Origin of the sequence: Pseudomonas capsici, from assembly GCF_017165765.1 — a bacterium.
Classification (GTDB): domain Bacteria; phylum Pseudomonadota; class Gammaproteobacteria; order Pseudomonadales; family Pseudomonadaceae; genus Aquipseudomonas; species Aquipseudomonas capsici.
Genome location: NZ_JAFGZD010000007.1, coordinates 132,207 through 149,923 on the forward strand (window position 1 = coordinate 132,207; position 17,717 = coordinate 149,923).

Annotated in this window: 11 protein-coding genes and 1 pseudogene; 7 read left to right on the forward strand and 5 right to left on the reverse strand. The window is 57.5% G+C overall.

Features of this window, described 5'->3' with window-relative positions:
* Positions 1–14: 14 nt before the first annotated feature.
* Positions 15–377, forward strand: a complete 363-nt coding sequence (locus tag JSY17_RS11995) for a DUF4870 domain-containing protein (protein ID WP_117180534.1) — start codon at positions 15–17, stop codon at positions 375–377.
* Between the two features lie 59 nt (positions 378–436).
* Here JSY17_RS11995 and JSY17_RS12000 read toward each other — a convergent pair whose 3' ends face one another.
* Positions 437–2,317, reverse strand: coding sequence for a methyl-accepting chemotaxis protein (locus tag JSY17_RS12000; protein ID WP_122371103.1), 1,881 nt, complete (start codon positions 2,315–2,317; stop codon positions 437–439).
* Between the two features lie 515 nt (positions 2,318–2,832).
* Between JSY17_RS12000 and JSY17_RS26010 the strand changes: the two are divergent.
* From JSY17_RS26010 to JSY17_RS12010, 3 genes and pseudogenes are all read left to right on the forward strand, one after another.
* Positions 2,833–3,714 (forward strand): annotated as a pseudogene (locus JSY17_RS26010) (methyl-accepting chemotaxis protein); the annotation flags it as partial.
* Positions 3,715–3,915: 201 nt separating this feature from the next.
* Entirely contained in the window at positions 3,916–4,620 is a 705-nt protein-coding gene (locus JSY17_RS26015; RefSeq protein ID WP_404823052.1) for a methyl-accepting chemotaxis protein, read from the forward strand.
* Between the two features lie 252 nt (positions 4,621–4,872).
* Positions 4,873–6,795, forward strand: coding sequence for a methyl-accepting chemotaxis protein (locus JSY17_RS12010; protein ID WP_206401801.1), 1,923 nt, complete (start codon positions 4,873–4,875; stop codon positions 6,793–6,795).
* 37 nt (positions 6,796–6,832) lie between these two features.
* Here JSY17_RS12010 and JSY17_RS12015 read toward each other — a convergent pair whose 3' ends face one another.
* A complete protein-coding gene (locus JSY17_RS12015) occupies positions 6,833–7,459 on the reverse strand; it encodes a hypothetical protein (RefSeq protein WP_117163965.1) in 627 nt (208 codons plus the stop codon).
* Between the two features lie 231 nt (positions 7,460–7,690).
* Between JSY17_RS12015 and JSY17_RS12020 the strand changes: the two genes are divergently transcribed.
* The 3 genes from JSY17_RS12020 to JSY17_RS12030 are packed head-to-tail and all read left to right on the forward strand — an operon-like array spanning position 7,691 to position 11,058.
* Positions 7,691–8,689: a glycosyltransferase family 2 protein gene (locus JSY17_RS12020; protein ID WP_117180530.1), complete on the forward strand. Its 999-nt coding sequence runs from the start codon at positions 7,691–7,693 to the stop codon at positions 8,687–8,689.
* A 1-nt stretch (position 8,690) separates the two neighbouring features.
* Complete coding sequence (locus tag JSY17_RS12025) at positions 8,691–9,032, forward strand: EamA family transporter (RefSeq protein ID WP_117180529.1); 342 nt, start codon at positions 8,691–8,693, stop codon at positions 9,030–9,032.
* A gap of 19 nt (positions 9,033–9,051) precedes the next feature.
* Positions 9,052–11,058, forward strand: a complete 2,007-nt coding sequence (locus JSY17_RS12030) for a DUF7657 domain-containing protein (RefSeq protein ID WP_206401802.1) — start codon at positions 9,052–9,054, stop codon at positions 11,056–11,058.
* Positions 11,059–11,064: 6 nt separating this feature from the next.
* On the opposite strand, the gene JSY17_RS12035 is transcribed toward JSY17_RS12030, so the two are convergent.
* The 3 genes from JSY17_RS12035 to JSY17_RS12045 are packed head-to-tail and all read right to left on the reverse strand — an operon-like array spanning position 11,065 to position 17,604.
* The gene (locus JSY17_RS12035) at positions 11,065–15,438 is read right to left on the reverse strand and encodes a glycosyltransferase (RefSeq protein WP_206401804.1); all 4,374 of its coding nucleotides are present in this window, start codon (positions 15,436–15,438) and stop codon (positions 11,065–11,067) included.
* Positions 15,435–16,784, reverse strand: coding sequence for an ABC transporter ATP-binding protein (locus tag JSY17_RS12040; RefSeq protein ID WP_122371108.1), 1,350 nt, complete (start codon positions 16,782–16,784; stop codon positions 15,435–15,437). Before JSY17_RS12040 ends, JSY17_RS12035 begins: the two co-directional genes overlap by 4 nt.
* Complete coding sequence (locus JSY17_RS12045) at positions 16,774–17,604, reverse strand: ABC transporter permease (protein ID WP_117180525.1); 831 nt, start codon at positions 17,602–17,604, stop codon at positions 16,774–16,776. The genes JSY17_RS12040 and JSY17_RS12045 overlap by 11 nt, the downstream gene beginning before the upstream one ends.
* Between the last annotated feature and the right edge of the window lie 113 nt (positions 17,605–17,717).

Here is a 17,717-nt window from a genome sequence, read left to right on the forward strand (position 1 = left end):
ACAAGGAGCCGCATATGAGTGACAGTCAGTTTTCCAAACCTGCCCGTGAAATACGCCAGTGGGCCATGTTCTGTCATCTGTCGGCTTTCTTCGGGCTGGTCTTCCCGTTTGGCAATCTGTTGGGACCGCTGATTATCTGGCAGCTCAAGAAAGATGCCGATTCGTTCCTGGATTCTCAGGGCAAGGAGGCGCTGAACTTCCAGATCACGGTCTCGATTGCTTCTATCATCAGCCTGTTTCTGTTTGTGGTGATCATCGGCATTCCGATGTTTGCACTGGTCTGTATCGGTGCGATGGTGCTGACGATCATTGCGGGAATCAAGGCCAATGAAGGTCGGGATTACCGTTATCCGTTCACCTGGCGTGTGCTGAAGTAATCTGTCCGAAACCCGCCAGCCGCTTCCTGCGCAGGAAACGGCTGGCGGATCTGGCTTCATCAGATCTTGAAGCTGTCCACCAACTGCTTCAGACGTCCCGCCTGCTGCGAAAGCGCCGCACAGTCCTTGAGGGTTTCATTGAGGTTGGCAACGCCCTGCTGATTGAGGCTGTTGATCTGGTTGATGTCCACGTTCAGGGTTTCCACCACGGCGGTCTGCTCTTCAGTGGCCGCGGCGACTGACTGGTTCATGCCGTCGATCTCGCCAATGCGCCGGGTGACGTCGCGCAGACGGCTGCCTGCCTGATTCGCCACTTCCACGCTGTCCTGACTGGATGTCTGGCTTTCGTTCATGTTCACGACGGCCTGCTGCGAACCGCTTTGCAACTCGCCGATCATCTTGTGGATTTCGTCGGCGGAAACCTGGGTACGGTGCGCCAGATTGCGCACTTCATCGGCTACCACGGCAAAGCCACGGCCTGCATCGCCGGCCCGCGCTGCCTCGATGGCTGCGTTGAGCGCCAGCAGGTTGGTCTGCTGCGAGATGCCTTTGATGACGTCCAGAATGTGCCCGATGTTGTCGGTGCTGGCATTGAGGGTTTCGATCCGCGAGCAGGAGTCGCTGATCTTGCTCGACAGCTCGCTCATGGCGCTTATGGTCTTTTCTACCACGATGCGACCGTCTTCTGCCTGTTCACGGGCTTCGCTGGCCTGGGCAGAAGCGTCGGAGGCATTGCGGGCAATTTCCTGAGTGGCGGCGCCCAGTTCGTTGATCGCGGCGGCCACGCTGTTGGTGCGGGCGCTTTGCTCGTCGAAGCCTGTGATCGAGGCGTTGGAGGACTCCACCACACGCCGCGACAGGTCATGCACCTGGACCGTTGCCGACGACACTTCGGCAATGGAGGCATGGACGCGCTCGACGAACTGGTTGAAGGCACCACCCAACTGGGCGAATTCGTCCTGGCCCTGAATGCGCAGACGACGAGTCAGGTCGCCTTCGCCCTGGGCGATATCTTCCATCGCACGGCCCATGTCGGTCAGTGGACGCATCAGCGCACGGATCAGCAGGCTCAGCAGCAAGGCGATCACGGCCACTGCAATGAGTACGGCGACCAGCGCAGAACTGCGGAACTGGCTCAGAGGTGCATAGGCCTTGTTTCTGTCGATGCTCAGGCCGATATACCAGTCGGCCGACGGCAGGCCGGTGATCGGGGTGAAGGACAGGATGCGCTCCTGGCCATTGAGGGTCACTTCGCGCAGATGTTTGTCCAGGGCCAGAGTCTGGCCCGGGTAGATGTCCTTGAGGTTCTTGAGGACCTGATCCTTGTCCGGGCTGACGATGACTTGGCCGTCGCCGCTGACCAGGAAGGCGTAGCCGATGCCGCCGAAGTCGACGGAGTTGATGATCTTGACCAGCGTATCGAGGCTCAGGTCGCCACCGGCCACGCCGGAAATCTGGGCACCTGACTTGATCGGGCTGGCGATCGTGACCACCAGACCGCCTACCGAAGCCATATAGGGCGCACTCAGGATGCTCTTGCCGGCTTCGACTGTGGATTTGTACCAGGGCCGCTGACGGGGATCGTAACCGGCAGGCATTTCGACATTTGGCCGCTGGGTGAACGTGCCTTTGCTGTCACCGACATAGGTGAACTGGAAAGTGGATACCAGCGAGGACTGGGACACCAGGCCGCTCAGGTCTGTGCCTATGCCCTGGAAGGCAACGTCCTGAGCCAGGTTTTCAAGGACAAGGATGCGTCCGCTGAGCCAGTTCTGGACACTGCTGGCGGCCAGCTCGCCTGCCTGACCTACCGACGTCTCGAGATTCTGACGAATGGTCGTACGCTGCAGGTAATCGTTATAAAGCGTGAACAATGCGAATGCCAATACCACGACACCCGATGCTGCTAACAGAATTTTATGACGGAACTTCAAGCTCATTACTATAAATCTCGGCAGAAACAATAGGTTGGATGTTCGGGTAGTTCTTTTTATAGATGCGTTTTATTCGCTATGCCTAAAGTACTATATACCCACATCCGTATGGGGGATTTTTTGGATCCATTAAGGACAGATTTTCTGGCGTCTCTTTTATGACGGCACATGACGAGTTTCATACTCTGCATGCCTTTATAACCGTGGTCTAGAGCGAATGAAAGCTTCGTGAAAGCTTGAGGAAATTTTTCAATTTTTATCGACTTTTTATTTCAGTCACGCAGTGATCTGCCGATAACGGAATTACGTATTTCCCTTGCTGCGGCCTAAAAGAACAACCTACCAGCGGCCATAAAACTGAAACTAGACGATCCTGGAGAAAGTCGATGAATAGCTGGTTTGCCAACATCAGCGTAAATATGAAACTGGCCCTTGGGTTCGGTCTGGTACTTGTTTTTACTGCCATTCTTGCCTTGACGGGCTGGACCAGTCTCAGCGGACTGATCGCTCGTAGCAACTGGATGAGCGACATCACCTCGCTCAATTCCCAGCTGACCAAACTGCGGGTGACGCGCCTGCAATATATGGTTGCCAACGGTGACGAAAAGGTCGCCGAAACCGTTCAGGTTTCTCTCGACGGTTTCAAGAACTATCAAGAGAAGCTGCTCAAGAGCTTCAAGAGCCCGGAAAACGTCAGGTTGCTCGAAAAGCTGGGTGCCGTGATCAGCGACTATCAGAAATCCCTGAACAACATGCGTAATGGCTACAGAACCAGCACTGCCATGCGTACGGAAATGGGCGTGCAGGCGGTCAAGGGTGCCAGCCTGATCGAGCAGATCCTGGCCGATGTCAAAAAGCTGGACCCTGCCGATGGAACCCGTTTCAGCCAGTATGAGAGCGTCATCAATACCAAGGAAGACATGATGCTGGTGCGCTATGAAGTCCGTGGCTATGCCGCTGACATCACGCCTGAAAACGAACAGAAAGCTGTCAATCAGCTGGACGATGCCATCAAGGGGCTGACTGCGCTCAAGGCTACTTTCAGCGACACCCACGGTGATGTTCTCAAGCAACTGGAAACCGCGCTGGGCAACTACCGTACGGCGCTTCAGGGCTTCAAGGCGGCCAATGCCGATATCGTCCAGGCCCGTAAGGAAATGACCGTACAAGGCCAGGATATCGTCAAGATCAGTGAAGACATGTATCAGCTTCAACTGGATCGTCGTGACCTGGAGAGTGCTCAGGCGCGCAACATGCAGATCGGCTGCACGGTGCTGGCGCTGTTGCTGGGTATTCTGGCTGCGGTGATCATCACTCGTCAGATCACCCGTCCTCTGCAGGAAACCATGGCTGTGGTAGACCGCATCGCTTCGGGCGACCTGTCGCAGACCATCGAGGTGACCCGTCGTGACGAACTGGGTGTGCTGCAACAGGGCATCCAGCGCATGGGCACGACCCTGCGCACCCTGATTACCGGGATTCGTGACGGTGTTGCCCAGATTGCCAGCGCTGCCGAAGAACTGTCGGCTGTGACCGAACAGACCAGCGCCGGGGTCAACAGCCAGAAAGTCGAGACCGACCAGGTGGCGACCGCCATGCATGAAATGTCGGCCACTGTTCAGGAAGTTGCCCGTAACGCAGAACAGGCTTCTCAGGCGGCCTCCAATGCCGACCGCGAAGCCCGCGACGGCGACAAGGTGGTGGGCGAGGCCATTGCGCAGATCGAGCGTCTGGCCACTGAAGTGGGTCGTTCGGCCGATGCCATGAGCGAACTGGAACAGGAAAGCGACAAGATCGGCAAGGTCATGGACGTGATCAAGGCCGTGGCCGAACAGACCAACCTGCTGGCGCTCAACGCGGCCATCGAGGCGGCGCGGGCCGGTGAAGCGGGCCGTGGTTTTGCGGTGGTGGCCGATGAGGTGCGTGGCCTTGCGCAACGTACCCAGCAGTCCACCGAGGAAATCGAGAATCTGGTGGCAGGTCTGCAGAATGGTACTCGCCAGGTATCGAGCATCATGCTCAGCAGTCGCGAACTGACCGCCAGCAGTGTTTCGCTCAGCCGCAAGGCCGGTGCGTCCCTGGGCAATATCACCCAGACCGTGTCCAACATTCAGGCCATGAACCAGCAGATCGCCGCTGCTGCCGAAGAGCAAAGTGCTGTGGCCGAGGAAATCAGCCGCAGCATCATCAACGTGCGCGATGTTTCCGAACAGACCGCTTCGGCCAGTGAGGAAACCGCTGCTTCCAGCGTCGAACTGGCCCGCCTGGGTGGTCAGTTGCAGATGATGGTCAGCCACTTCCGCGTCTGATAGCCCTTGCTTCACTCTTGAGCCCGGCCTTTGCCGGGCTCAGCTTTTTCTGGCTCCGGCCTCTCTATCTCAAGCCTTTTCGCGCTCCTCTACGGGGAGGAGATTCGCCTATTTATTGATGGCCTTGAGCTATCCTTTCTGTTATTCATGTAATCATCTGTATCAATTTACTGATTCGATCCAGCCCACTCACTGGACACCGGTAGCGGTTCAGAGCGCCCGGAAAAACGTTCAGGAAATCGAAGGAATGTCATGAATACATGGTTTGCGAACATCAGTGTGAAATTGAAACTGGCCCTGGGCTTTGGTGCTGTGCTCGTCCTGACGTGTCTCATGGCGCTGACGGGCTGGAATGGCCTGGGGAGTCTGATCGAGCGCAGCGACCGTGTTGCCGACATCATGGGGCTCAACGCCGACATGAGTGAGCTGCGCCTCAGACGCTTGCAATACGTGACCGAGAACGGCGATGAAAAGATGGGGGATGTGGCCCAGGGCCTCCTGACCCATCTCAAGGAAAAGCAGAACTCACTGCAGGGGCTTTTTACCTATCCGGGTAACCAGGAAAAGCTTCAGGAGATGGGCAAGCTTACTGCCGACTACCAGCAGTCGTATGACCGGATGCGTGAGTCTTATCGCGCCGATGCGGCGTTGCGTAAAACCATGGGTGTCCACGCCGTCAAAGGCGCAGAAATCATCGGCAGGATCATCGATGACGTTCTGGCCATGTCGCCGGACGACGAGCGCCGCTTCGGGCGCTATCAGGCGATTCTCAAAGCCAAGGAAAACCTGGCCCTGATCCGCTATGAAGTGCGGGGCTATACCGGTAACCCCAACGAAACCACGGAAAAGAACGCCTACCGTCAGCTCGGGACGGCCCTGCAAGGCATGGCCCCCCTCAGGGCTGCTTTCAATGGCAGTTATGTCGAGGAGTTCAAGCAACTGGAAAGCGCCATCCTCAGCTACCGTCAGGCTGTGGATAACTTCAAGGCGGCGAACGAGGCGATCAGCACCGCTCGCAAGGAAAACACCGCACAAGGCGTGGCGATGGCCAAGGTCAGCGAAGCGCTGTATCAACTCCAGGCGGTGCGGGGCGCTCAAGACAGTGAACATGCCCGTAACATGCAGATCGGTGGCACTGTACTGGCTCTGATTCTGGGCATTCTGGCGGCGCTGATGATCACTCGTCAGATCACGGCACCCTTGCAGGACACGCTGGTTGAAGTGGAGCGTATTGCGTCGGGAGATCTGTCGCGCAACATTGCTGTGACACGCCGCGATGAGCTGGGTGTACTGCAACAGGGCGTGCAGCGCATGAGCACGACCCTGCGGGACCTGATTGTCGGGATTCGTGATGGCGTGACCCAGATCGCCAGCGCTGCCGAACAGCTGTCAGCCGTCACCGAGCAGACCAGCGCCGGGGTCAACAATCAGAAAGTCGAAACCGATCAGGTGGCCACGGCCATGAATGAAATGTCGGCCACCGTTCAGGAAGTGGCGCACAACGCCGAACAGGCTTCCCAGGCGGCATCGAGTGCCGATCGCGAAGCCCGCGATGGCGACAGGGTGGTGGGCGAGGCCATTGCGCAGATCGAGCGCCTGGCCTCGGAAGTGGGTCGTTCGGCTGAGGCGATGACCGAGCTTGAGCAGGAAAGCGACAAGATCGGCAAGGTCATGGACGTGATCAAGGCCGTTGCCGAGCAGACCAATCTTCTGGCCCTCAATGCGGCCATCGAAGCGGCGCGGGCCGGTGAAGCGGGTCGCGGTTTTGCGGTGGTGGCCGATGAGGTTCGTGGTCTGGCACAACGTACCCAGCAGTCTACCGAGGAAATCGAGAACCTGGTGGCAGGTCTGCAGAATGGCACCCGCCAGGTGTCCAGCATCATGCTTAACAGCCGCGAGCTGACGGCCAACAGCGTCACCCTCAGTCGCAAGGCCGGCGCGTCTCTGGGCAATATCACCCAGACCGTGTCCAACATTCAGGCCATGAACCAGCAGATTGCAGCGGCTGCCGAACAGCAGAATGCCGTGGCCGAGGAAATCACCCGCAGCATCATCAATGTGCGCGATGTGTCCGAGCAGACGGCTGCGGCCAGTGAGGAAACCGCTGCTTCCAGTGTCGAGCTGGCGCGTCTGGGCGTTCAGTTGCAGACGATGGTCAGCCGCTTCCGGGTCTGATTGACAGAGCCCCCGGAACCTCAGGGTTCCGGGGCTTTTATGTGAGCCGGTTGATTGCCTCTATGTACTGGGTGACGGCTATCTGGTCGGCCTTGCGCTTTCCGGCCTCAAGAAAGGCCTGGAACTTCTCGCTTTCAAATAACTGATCGACTTCCTGGCGAATCTTTTTCTGCGCGGAATAAGGTATCGCTGCAACGCCCTCTTCCACCTCATAGGCATTTTCCAGCACTTCGACCAGTTTGGAGCGAAGTTTCCCCATGCCCCGGCCACTGGCGACCCGTTTGTAAGTGGACAGGAAAAAGGTTTCGCCACGACCAGGTCCCTTTTTCGGAACATAGGCAACGGCACACAGGCCGGCACCGCTTCTCTTGCGCCAATGCGCCGTGGCGCTTTCGCTCAGTTGCAGGACGTCATCCCGCATCCAGGCATGGCCACTGTGGATCAGATGAATGATTGCAGCATTCAGTGCGCGCTGTGTTCCACCAAATCGCAAATCGGTGAAGCGTGCCGAGACCAGTATCTTTTTATTTTTCAGGACGCGAACGATCCAGACTCGACCTCGTGTTTCACGAGTGATACCGCGAGGAACGCTATAGGTCACATCATCGACAATCTTGTCGTAACACCTGAGTCCTGAAATATCGATTTCAGCGGGTGTATTCATGGGTGTGATCAGCTGTATCAGTGGGAAGTTAAAAACCGAAAAGGAAATAAAATCATGCTCTAGTAACATCTCCGTTACTGTCAGTAAAGTTAACAGTGTTTCATCTTTCGGTTAATGGACACTGCACATTTCATCGAGCAGTCATTGATATGGAATTCTTCGGATTGCTGAACTTAACTGTAGCGCATCAGCCGTGTCCGATAACCTTTCTGCGACGCTCAGGCAAACTTCATGACGACTCACGATCTCATCACTCCCGTACTCAGGACAGCCGTCGTTATCCCCAGCTTCAAGGTAAAAGACCACATTCTGGATGTAATAACCGGCGTGGGTGAAAGCGTGAGCCGGATTTATGTCGTGGACGATTGTTGCCCCCAGGGCTCTGGCCATGAAGTCGAAAAGCACTGTGCGGATCGACGGGTCAGGGTGATCTTCAACCCAGTCAATCTGGGCGTCGGAGGTACGGTCATGGTGGGATACGCCGCAGCCCTGGCCGACGGCATGGATATCATTGTCAAGGTGGACGGCGACGGGCAGATGGACCCGGCGTTGATTCCCTCCTTCATCGCGCCGATACAGAGTGGCGAAGCGGACTATACCAAGGGTAACCGCTTCTTCAATCTTGAAGAAATAACCCGTATGCCCGGCTTGCGTATTTTTGGTAATACCACGCTTTCCCTGATGAACAAACTCTCGTCGGGATATTGGGATCTTTTCGACCCGACCAATGGGTATACGGCTATTCACAGCGATGTTGTCCGGCACTTGCCGATGAACAAGATCAGCCCGCGTTATTTCTTCGAAACCGATATGTTGTTTCGTCTCGGCACTCTGCGTGCCGTGGTGTTGGATATTCCGATGAATGCCCGGTATGGCGATGAAGTCAGTAATCTCAAAGTGTCTGCGATTCTGGGCGAGTTCATTGGCAAACACCTTCGCAATATGTTCAAGCGCCTGTTCTACAACTACTACTTGCGCGACATGTCACTGGCGTCCTTTGAACTGCCCCTTGGCGTGCTTCTGCTGACATTCGGTACTTTCTTCGGGATGTTTCATTGGGGGCTTTCTCTGCGCACCGGTATTGCAACATCGCCCGGAACGGTCATGTTATCGGCGCTGCCCATACTGGTCGGCATCCAGTTCATCCTGGCCTTTGTCGGCTACGACATTCAGTCCGTCCCCAGACGTCCGATTCATTTGCAGAGAAGATTCCTTGGCCGGGAGCTCTAGCATGGCGGTTTATATCGCTGCGCTGGCCTGCGTGCTGGGTATCTCCATCGGTCAGGTGCTGTTCAAGATGACGGCTCAGACTTTCCGTCAGAGCGGCGATTTGCTCGATCCGGTCATGCTCGGCTGGTTTTTTCTGTCGCTGTTCCTGTATGGCGTCACCACCATTGCCTGGATCTGGGTGCTGCACAAAGCCGAGCTGGGCAGGATCTATCCGCTGATGGCTCTGGCATTCGTGATTGTGCCGATTGCCAGCCACTTCATATTCGGTGAGCGGTTTCACATTCAGTATTTCATCGGCGTGGCGATCATCATGAGCGGCATCGTGATCACGGTCAGTTCATGAATAGCGGGAGCTGAAGACAATGAACCTTGCGCTGATCAAACTCATCATTGTGGTGGCCATACTCGGGCTTTCACTCTGTTTCATCAGGACGGAGTGGCTCAGACGCAGCCTCAAGGCCCGATTGAAAATCGACCTGCGGGAGACCACGCTATTCAGTGGCTGCGTACTGATCGTTTTCATGCTGTTCACGGCATTGGGGTTGACCGGCTCTTCCCTTGATCAAGGTGTGCGGCAGTCGGCTTTCATCGAGTCGGACATGACGCGGATCTGGGGGTACGAGCAGCCGATACGCAGCGATGAGTGGCTGGTGCTCACGCCCATGGCCATTGCCCAGTATCAACATGCTCCCCGCTTTCCGGTGGTCAATGACCGGCTCGGACTCGATGGGCAGAACATGCTGGTGACGGGGATGACAGGCCTGCCGGTGGCCCATGTGTCGTCCCTGGCCAAACCGGCGACCTGGGGGTTCTTTGTCTTCGATCTCAGAAGGGCGCTGGCCTGGTACTGGTGGTTTCCGGTGTTTGGCTGTTTCCTGGCCCTTGCCCATGTCCTGCATGCCCTTTCGCCCGGTCACTGGCGCCAGAGCTTTCTGTTCAGCCTGCTGTTCGTCTCCGCGCCCTATGTAGTGGCCTGGTCGTTCTGGCCGGCCTATGCAGTTTTCTTCCCTTGTGTTGCCTTGCTCTGCCTGCTGAGGATTCTCCAGCCGCGAAAACTCTGGACACGGGTTCCACTGGGCCTTCTGGCTGGAGTGGCCATCGCCGGTTTCGTCCTGCTGCTGTATCCGCCCTGGCAGGTAACGGTGGGGTACGTGTTCATTGCCATGATCATCGGCATCGTCATACGCGACCGACTGTACAAGACCCTCAACCTTGAATCGGTATTGGCCCTGGTGCTGGCCTTGGCGGTGGCGAGTTTCCTTCTGGGAAGCTGGTGGCTGAGCGCACGCGAAGCCATCGAGGCCATGATGCACACCGTCTATCCGGGCCAGAGAAACCTCGAAACGGGAGGTCATGTCACCTGGCAGTGGCTGCTCAAGGGCTATACCAATATCACGACCTTGCAATACCGAGAGTCGCCGCCGATCAATCAGAGCGAGATGGCTTCTTTCCACTACTTTTTCCTGCCTCTGGCCGCGCTTTTCATCCTGAGGGCCTGGCAACGCTCCCTGACGGCTCTGGAAGTCGCCCTGGCAATCATGATCGGTTTCATCCTGCTCTACATGCTGGCGGGCATCGGGCGAATCATGTCGACCTATTCGCTGTGGTCATATGTGCCTGGCAAAAGAGCCGATATTGCGTTGGGGCTGGCTTGCCTGATACTGACTCACCTGATGATCCGCCCGGCCCGGAAACACGTTTCCACTCGCGATAACATGGCTATCGCCATGTTCGGCCTGGCGCTGCTCTGGGCTGGCGTGGTGTATGTCGCCCTTCGCCGATTCGATGAGCCGCTGCTGTCGGGTGCGCATGCGCCGATTCTCATCGGCCTGATATTCGTGGTCATTGCCTGCGGTTATTTCCTTCTGAGAGGGCAGCAATATGCATTCCTCGGGCTGGCTCTGGGGCTGACGCTGGCGTCCACTGCAGCGTTCAATCCCCTTTCGATCGCTCCCCTCTACCTCAAGAGCCCGCCTATCCAGACTCCGATTCTCACCCTGGCTTCGCAGATACCGGCGATGTTTCTGTTCGCCTCGGGACGTCAGGTGGTCAATGGTGTTTTCTATTACCCCCAGACCCGCCTGTGGCAACAGCTGGACCCCGCCGGTCGGGACGTGGCGCTCTACAACCGTTATCAGCACCTCATATTCACCGGCCGGCCAGATGTTCGGGATGTGCAGATCACCTCGCCTCACCTGGACGTGATCAATGTCTTGTTCAACCAGCAGCATCTGGATTTCAATCGCACGGGGGCAGGCCTGATCATCGCACCCGAAAGCGAGCAGGCCGTGCTGGATCAGAACCCCACGCTGTCGTTCGAGCGTACGGAAAAAGGCTGGTCGTGGTTTCTGGTAAAGGCGCGGCCCTGATACGTATCACTCTTCCAGACGTGGCGGCCAGGCCAGGCCGAAGTCCAGTTGTTCCAGGGTCAGGTTCGGGTTGTAGGCCGGATCGGTCTCTATATCCGGCCAGCGTGTGTGCATGTAAGCCACTTCCCGGTTGAATCTCTCCTGCTTCTGCGGGGAATCTTCAAAGCCGCGGGTTGCCGATTCGTGATGGTAAAGCTCGGCAAAAGGAGTCCACAGATTCACGTACCCGGCCTCTTTGACCCGCAGGCAGAAATCGACATCGTTGAAGGCGACCTTCAGGTTCGTTTCATCGAGGCCGTTGACCTGCTCGAAGATGGATTTGCGAATAACCAGGCAGGCCGCCGTGACCGCCGAAAACTCCTGAATCAATACGGCACGCCCGAAATAACCATGTTCACCTCTGGGCAGGAATTTATGCGAGTGATTGGCGATGCCGCCAATGCCCAGAATGACGCCGCCATGCTGCAGCCGTTCATCGGGAAACCATAACCGCGCACCCACTGCACCGACCTCCGGCTGTATGGCCAGGGCGACCATTTCATCCAGCCATTCGGGGCTGATGACTTCGATATCGTTATTGATCAGACCGACCAGCTCGCCACGCGCCAGCCTGACGGCCCGGTTGTTCAGCGCTGAATAGTTGAAGGGGCCGTCATCCCTGAGCACTGTAATGTTCGGCTGTTCGCTGATGTGCTCGAAATAAGCCAGGGATTCGCTGTCGTCGGAGCCGTTGTCGACCACGATGATTTCATACGGGCCGTAGTGGGTCAGGCTCTGAATGCTGTCGATGCACTGTTTGACCAGTGAGCCTGCGTTGCGGGTCGGAATGATCAGGCTGACCAGAGGGTTGTGCTGCGGCAACCGGTAATGCACGCGATACATGCCTATCGGCAGCAATTCGGTCCAGCCTGTGCGGCCGGTGCGTTGCAAGTGTTCGTCCAGGGCTTTTACAGCGGCCTGAGCGGCATAGGGCTTTTCGTCGGTCGCCATCGCGGTGCTGCCGGCATGAATGCGCCAGTGATAGAGCACGCGAGGGATATGAACGATCTGTTCGCGGGACAACCTTTCGCAGCAGCGCAAGGCCAGGTCGTAATCCTGCGAGCCCTCGAACTTCACCCGGAAGCGACCCACCTCTTCGACCAGATCGCGACGATACACGCCAAGGTGAGAAATCATGTTCTGCGAGCGGAACAGAAACTCGTTCCAGTCGGGTTTGAAGTAAGGCGCACTGCGTTGTCCCTTGCGGTCGATCTTGTCTTCGTCCGAGTAAAGGATGCCGACATCCGGGTGCTCGATGATTTTGCGGGCCACCCAGTACAGTGCGTGCTCGGGCAGCAGATCATCGTTGTCCATCAATGCGATGTATTGCCCCAGGGCGATATCGAGAGCCGAATTGCTGGCTTCTGAAATATGCCCGTTGGTGCTGCGCAATATGACCTTGATCCTGGGGTTCTGCTGTTCTGCCTGCTTGAGAAACTCCTGCACTGCAGGGTTACTGGAAGCGTCGTCGGCAATGCACAGTTCCCAGTGGGGATATAACTGGTTTCTGATGCTGTCGAGGGCTTCGCGCAACAGATCCAGCGGCGGATCGAAGACCGGCATGATGACCGAAATCAGTGGCGGATTTTCCCAGGTGCCGATGTGTCGGGCGATTTCCCGGCGATCATCGTCATCGAGTGTGTCGTATTGTCTGATCCAGGCTGCATAGTCACGGCGGTCCGGTGTCGGCTCGATCTCAGCCTTTTCAGGCCCTGGCTCCGTGTCATTCAGGAACCAGCGCATCCGCGCCAGCAACCCCGGCAGGCCATGTTCCTGCAAGACGTGGGCAGCCCGACTGGCGCTTTTCTTGAAACCGCCGCCCCGCTGCACCAGTGCCGACACGTGCCTGGAAAGCTGTGCCAGGCGACGGGCCGCGATGATCGAGTGGCGCAGCGGCGCAGCCAGCCTGCGGCTATAGGAGCCTTCCAGCTCGCGGATTCGCAGGTTCAAGGTGTGGATGCGGGTGTCTTTTTCAATCTGTTGATTGAGCAGTGCGCTTTCCAGACCCGCGATGAGTGCTTCGCGGCCATTGGTCAGGTGCGCATGGTCATTGAGCAGGCGTTCGACGGCCTGCACGGTATGTTGTTTGCCATCGGAGACATTCTGCTGGAGCAGATAGGTGGTGCTTTCCAGTTCATTGATGCGCAGGGCCAGGCTCTGCATCTGCTCATGCAGGGGCTCGAAGGCTGTTCGCAGCGACGACTCCTGTTGAACGGCCCAGTTGCGATTCTGGTTGATGCGTCTGGCGATCACTTCGTCGGTATAGAGCACCAGATCCAGCCTCAGGATCAGTGCTCGCAGGTCGGTCAGTTGCGACAGATCTACCGGCAGTTCCAGATAGGGATCATCGTCCAGACAGACAAACAGTACGGACAAGCCCGACCTTTCGATTTCCATGAGGCCTGAAACCGAAGGCAGTGAGGCGACATCGCCATCCCAGGACCAGATTTCGGTGCGTGCCTTGAGGATTCGCACGTTATCCACAGAGAAGGAAATATGGCGATCCACAGGATCAAGCCTGAGTCTCTTGGGGTGTGCTTTCAGGTTTTTCAGAGAGAACTGCAATTGTTGATGGCCGGGAAGAACCTCGATCTCCAGGGCGTAATCTTCCCGGAAGTTACCGGCTTCATCGCTGTAATACAGCTTGGCCAGAACCCGGGATTGCTCAGGCGCAGCCCGTGGGTTGATGATCTGCTCAGGTTCCCATTTGAGGAAGTGATCGGCGCGTATACCGGTTACAAAAGCCTGGAACTCCGCTTCTTTTTCGATGAAGGCTTCCAGCTCCTGCTGCGTCATTTCCAGGCCGACATGACGCAGGCTGTGAATGATGAACTGACGTCGGGTCAGCGGCACGACGCCCGGGCAGAACGGCATGGCACTGGCGATCAGCAGCAACAGGGCGCGGATCAACAGATGCCCGAGCAGCACGCCCTCGCGGACATCCCATTCGATATCGATCAGGGACGGATGGCCTTGCGCGTCGAGCAGAATATTGTGAGGGACGGCATCGATGAAAAGCCCGGGCAGGCGCTCGTCGAGGTGGTTCAGTGAGGTGGCATGGCCTCGTTCTTCAAGCAGGGTTTCGAGTGCCCTCAGATAACGGGAAATGAAGGCTCCGAAGTCCTTGAGCGTCCAGTCGGGTGCGCTGGCGATATTGAGGAATTGCTGGCTGAGTGCCTGTCCGCGCCGATATCGGTCGACACGGGAAAGCACATGTCGATAAGCGCCCTCTTCATCGATGGCTGTTTCTGTGCGCAAGGGATCATGCCGCACCTCGATGCTGCCGTCCGTTTCGATAAACAGCGTCTGTTTGCAGTAGCCGGGTTTTCTGCTGACGTTGTAATGGCCTGCGAGCAGGTCGGTTGGCACAACGCTGGATGGTGAGGATGAGGCGGCGACCAGAAAAGAGTTGGCCAGCTCCATCCCCAGGCCGTTGCTGACAATCACCGGCCAGGCCCGCTCCAGATTGAACAGCGGCGCGCCCGGCAACTGAGGGTCCTTTCTGGCGTTCTGCCAGGCCAGGGCCGCCGCATCGAAGCTGCCCAGCTCAAAGCCGCGCTGGGTGACGATGGAGTTGGGCAGTTTGTAATCAGGCATCGGAAACAGGAACTCCGAGCGACTGAAACCTGCCTTTTCAAGCAACGCCATCAGGCTCTTGCGACCGAATGTCTCGGGGTCGCGGTCGCTGTAGCGACCTTCGATGCCATACATCGGGCTATTGAGGTGATCTTCCGGTGCGCCGGCGAAGTACTTGAGGCCCAACTGGTTTTCGATGGCGAGTAAAAGCACGCCATCGGGTTCCAGCAGCTCCTTGACCCGTTTGAGCATGTGCAGGGCTGCATCGGGTTGCTGGCTGAACATGCTGGCGTATTCCAGCACGCCGATCAGGGTCACGACATTGAAACGATGGGGCGGATTGAACTGATCGAAGCGTTCGGCGACTACTGTGACGTTGTCCAGATCCCGTGTGCGGCTCGCCGCTATGCTGGCCCGGCGAACACTGCCTTCCAGGCTCAGTACGCTGGCGCCACACTCCCCCAGATAACGGCTGATGGCGCCACAACCCGCGCCCACTTCCAGTACCCGTCCCGACAGAAGATGGCTGAAGGGCCGCAGGATATTTCCACGCGCTCGGCCCAGGTGATACAGCGACGGCCAGTCCGTGCAATGCCTGCTCAATTCGCCGGACAGCACCGACAGGTCCACGGCATCACGGATAACCTGCGCCAGGCGCTCTTCGCTTTCGTCACCGTCGCTGTAGGCAAGTCCCTGATAGTCCGGCCGTGCCCATACCCGGGTGTTTTTGTCCTGGCGATAACCGCTTTGTTCTAGATCGATCATGGGTGGTTTACCTGGTCGAAATCCATCGTGACGGCAAGATCGACCAGGCCGAACAGTGTACTGGTCTGGGCGACAACGAGGTGAATGGAGTCATAGCGGCGGTCATGGGGAACGATGTCTTCCCCTTCGCGGGAGGCGACACCTATCGAGATGAAGTAGTCGCCACTGGCCAGGCGGTTGGTGAATTTCACACAGGCCTTGAGCCGCGATCCGTCGTTGTACAGGTCCTGGCTGGAAGCGCAGCCCAACAGGTAGGAGTTGGTGCCGTAGACGGTGACGCCTTCCTTGGTCTTTATCGTGAAACCCAGCACCGGATTGCTGATCGTGCGGTTGAAACAGATGGCCAGATACAGCATCACTTCGTCACCCGGCTCGATGCTGGCGGGAAACTCGCGACCGTTGGCCGCCAGGTGAAAGTCCTGCAGGCTGGCGGCACCATCGCCCCAGCGATACTCATGCGGATTGAAACCGGCACGTGAGCTGTAGGCATCGTGCTCGAAGCTCAGGACGGGACAGTGATCGTTTACGGGAGGCTGGAGTGAAGCCTGCTTTTTCGGCGGTGCTGGCTCGACGCGCCGGTCACGGCCGAAGAGCAGGTCCATGTAGCGATTGATGACCGGTCGCGAGGCTCCGATCATTTCCACACGACCCCGATCCAGCAGAATCGCCCGGTTGCAGTGAGTCACGACCTGTTCGCTGGCATGGGTCACCAGCAGAATGCTGGTGCCGTTCTGCTTCAACTGGCGCAGCCGCTCGAAGCACTTGGCCTGGAACTTTGCATCGCCCACCGACAGTGCCTCGTCGACAATCAGCACTTGCGGATCGACCTGGGCCTGGACCGCAAACGCCAGGCGCACCGCCATGCCGCTGGAGTAGGTCTTGACCTGCTGATCGATGAAGTCGCCGATATCGGCAAAGTCGGCAATGGCACTGAAGCGCCGGTCGACTTCTTCGCGATCCAGGCCCAGCACCGAGGCATTCAGGTAGACGTTTTCCCGACCCGTGAACTCGGGGTTGAAGCCCGACCCAAGCTCCAGCAGGGCCGCTACCCGTCCCTGTGTCTGGACGGCTCCGCCCGTGGGTATCAGGGTGCCGCAGATGATCTGCAGCAGGGTCGACTTCCCGGAGCCGTTGCGCCCGACTACCGCGACCGTTTCGCCCTTTGCGACTTCAAAGTCGATATTGCGCAGCGCCCAGAACTCCCGGCCATAGGTTCTGGCAGGCAGACCCAACATCGACTGCATTCTGGGAACCAGCGAATGCAGCAACCGATCCACGGGTCTGTCGTAGGAATAAAAACACTTGGAGACATCGCGTACGCTGATGGCGATTTCATCAGAGGACATCGGCAAACCCTTTGCGAGTTTTCTGAAAGAACCCGAAGCCCAGTGCCGCGAACCCGAAGCCGATCAGCATCGCCAGCGCCAGACTGTCCCATTGCGGCCAGAGCCCGAACAGCAGAACGTTGCGGCTTTCTTCGATGATGTAGGTCAGCGGGTTGAGCTTGAGCCAGGGTTGATAAACCTCCGGCAAGGCGGCCACGGGATAAAGCACGGGCGACAGGAACAACAGGACGGTGGTCAGTACGCCAATGAATTGCCCGACATCGCGCAGGTACACGCCCAGTGCAGCCAGCAGCCAACTGAATCCGAGCGTTGCGATCAACAGCGGCAGCAGGACCAGCGGAAAGCTGATGGCCGTTGCATACAACGTATGAGTGAGAAGAAATTGCGCCAGCAGCAGAACGGTGAGGCTGATCAGCGTATGAAAGATCGCTGAACCCAATGTCACCATCGGCAGGATTTCCAGCGGGAACAGGACTTTCTTCACGTAGTTGCTGTTGGAAATAATCAGCGAGGTGGACCGGTTTGCGCATTCTGCAAACAAGCCATGAACAATCATTCCCACGAACAGCAGAACTGCAAAGTTGCCCTTGCCGGTTTCCTGTCCCACCCAGCGGGCCTGGAATATTTCGGAGAACACGAAGGTATAGACCGCCAACATGAGCACGGGATTAAAGAACGACCAGGCAATCCCCATCACCGAACCACGGTAACGCCCGATAACATCGCGTCGGGTCATGGTGATAATCAGTTGGCGGTTATTCCACAGACTGCGAACGAGTGCCACAGGACTTGCAGCGGGGACCAGATGGGGGTTGAGCATTCGGGCTCCATTGCGCCCTTTCGCGAATGAACTGTCAGGTCGCTGCCTCCCACAGTCCTCTGACGGACTTGCAACACTTAATGCAGGCAGAGCCAATTCATTCGCGAAGAGAC

What these genes read in the sequence shown, in the direction of transcription:
- JSY17_RS11995 (WP_117180534.1), top strand. Translation starts at nt 15, where the DNA reads ATGAGTGACAGTCAGTTTTCCAAACCTGCCCGTGAAATACGCCAGTGG.
- JSY17_RS12000 (WP_122371103.1), bottom strand. Translation starts at nt 2,317, where the DNA reads ATGAGCTTGAAGTTCCGTCATAAAATTCTGTTAGCAGCATCGGGTGTC.
- JSY17_RS26015 (WP_404823052.1), top strand. Translation starts at nt 3,916, where the DNA reads ATGTCGGCCACTGTTCAGGAAGTTGCCCGTAACGCAGAACAGGCTTCT.
- JSY17_RS12010 (WP_206401801.1), top strand. Translation starts at nt 4,873, where the DNA reads ATGAATACATGGTTTGCGAACATCAGTGTGAAATTGAAACTGGCCCTG.
- JSY17_RS12015 (WP_117163965.1), bottom strand. Translation starts at nt 7,459, where the DNA reads ATGAATACACCCGCTGAAATCGATATTTCAGGACTCAGGTGTTACGAC.
- JSY17_RS12020 (WP_117180530.1), top strand. Translation starts at nt 7,691, where the DNA reads ATGACGACTCACGATCTCATCACTCCCGTACTCAGGACAGCCGTCGTT.
- JSY17_RS12025 (WP_117180529.1), top strand. Translation starts at nt 8,691, where the DNA reads ATGGCGGTTTATATCGCTGCGCTGGCCTGCGTGCTGGGTATCTCCATC.
- JSY17_RS12030 (WP_206401802.1), top strand. Translation starts at nt 9,052, where the DNA reads ATGAACCTTGCGCTGATCAAACTCATCATTGTGGTGGCCATACTCGGG.
- JSY17_RS12035 (WP_206401804.1), bottom strand. Translation starts at nt 15,438, where the DNA reads ATGATCGATCTAGAACAAAGCGGTTATCGCCAGGACAAAAACACCCGG.
- JSY17_RS12040 (WP_122371108.1), bottom strand. Translation starts at nt 16,784, where the DNA reads ATGTCCTCTGATGAAATCGCCATCAGCGTACGCGATGTCTCCAAGTGT.
- JSY17_RS12045 (WP_117180525.1), bottom strand. Translation starts at nt 17,604, where the DNA reads ATGCTCAACCCCCATCTGGTCCCCGCTGCAAGTCCTGTGGCACTCGTT.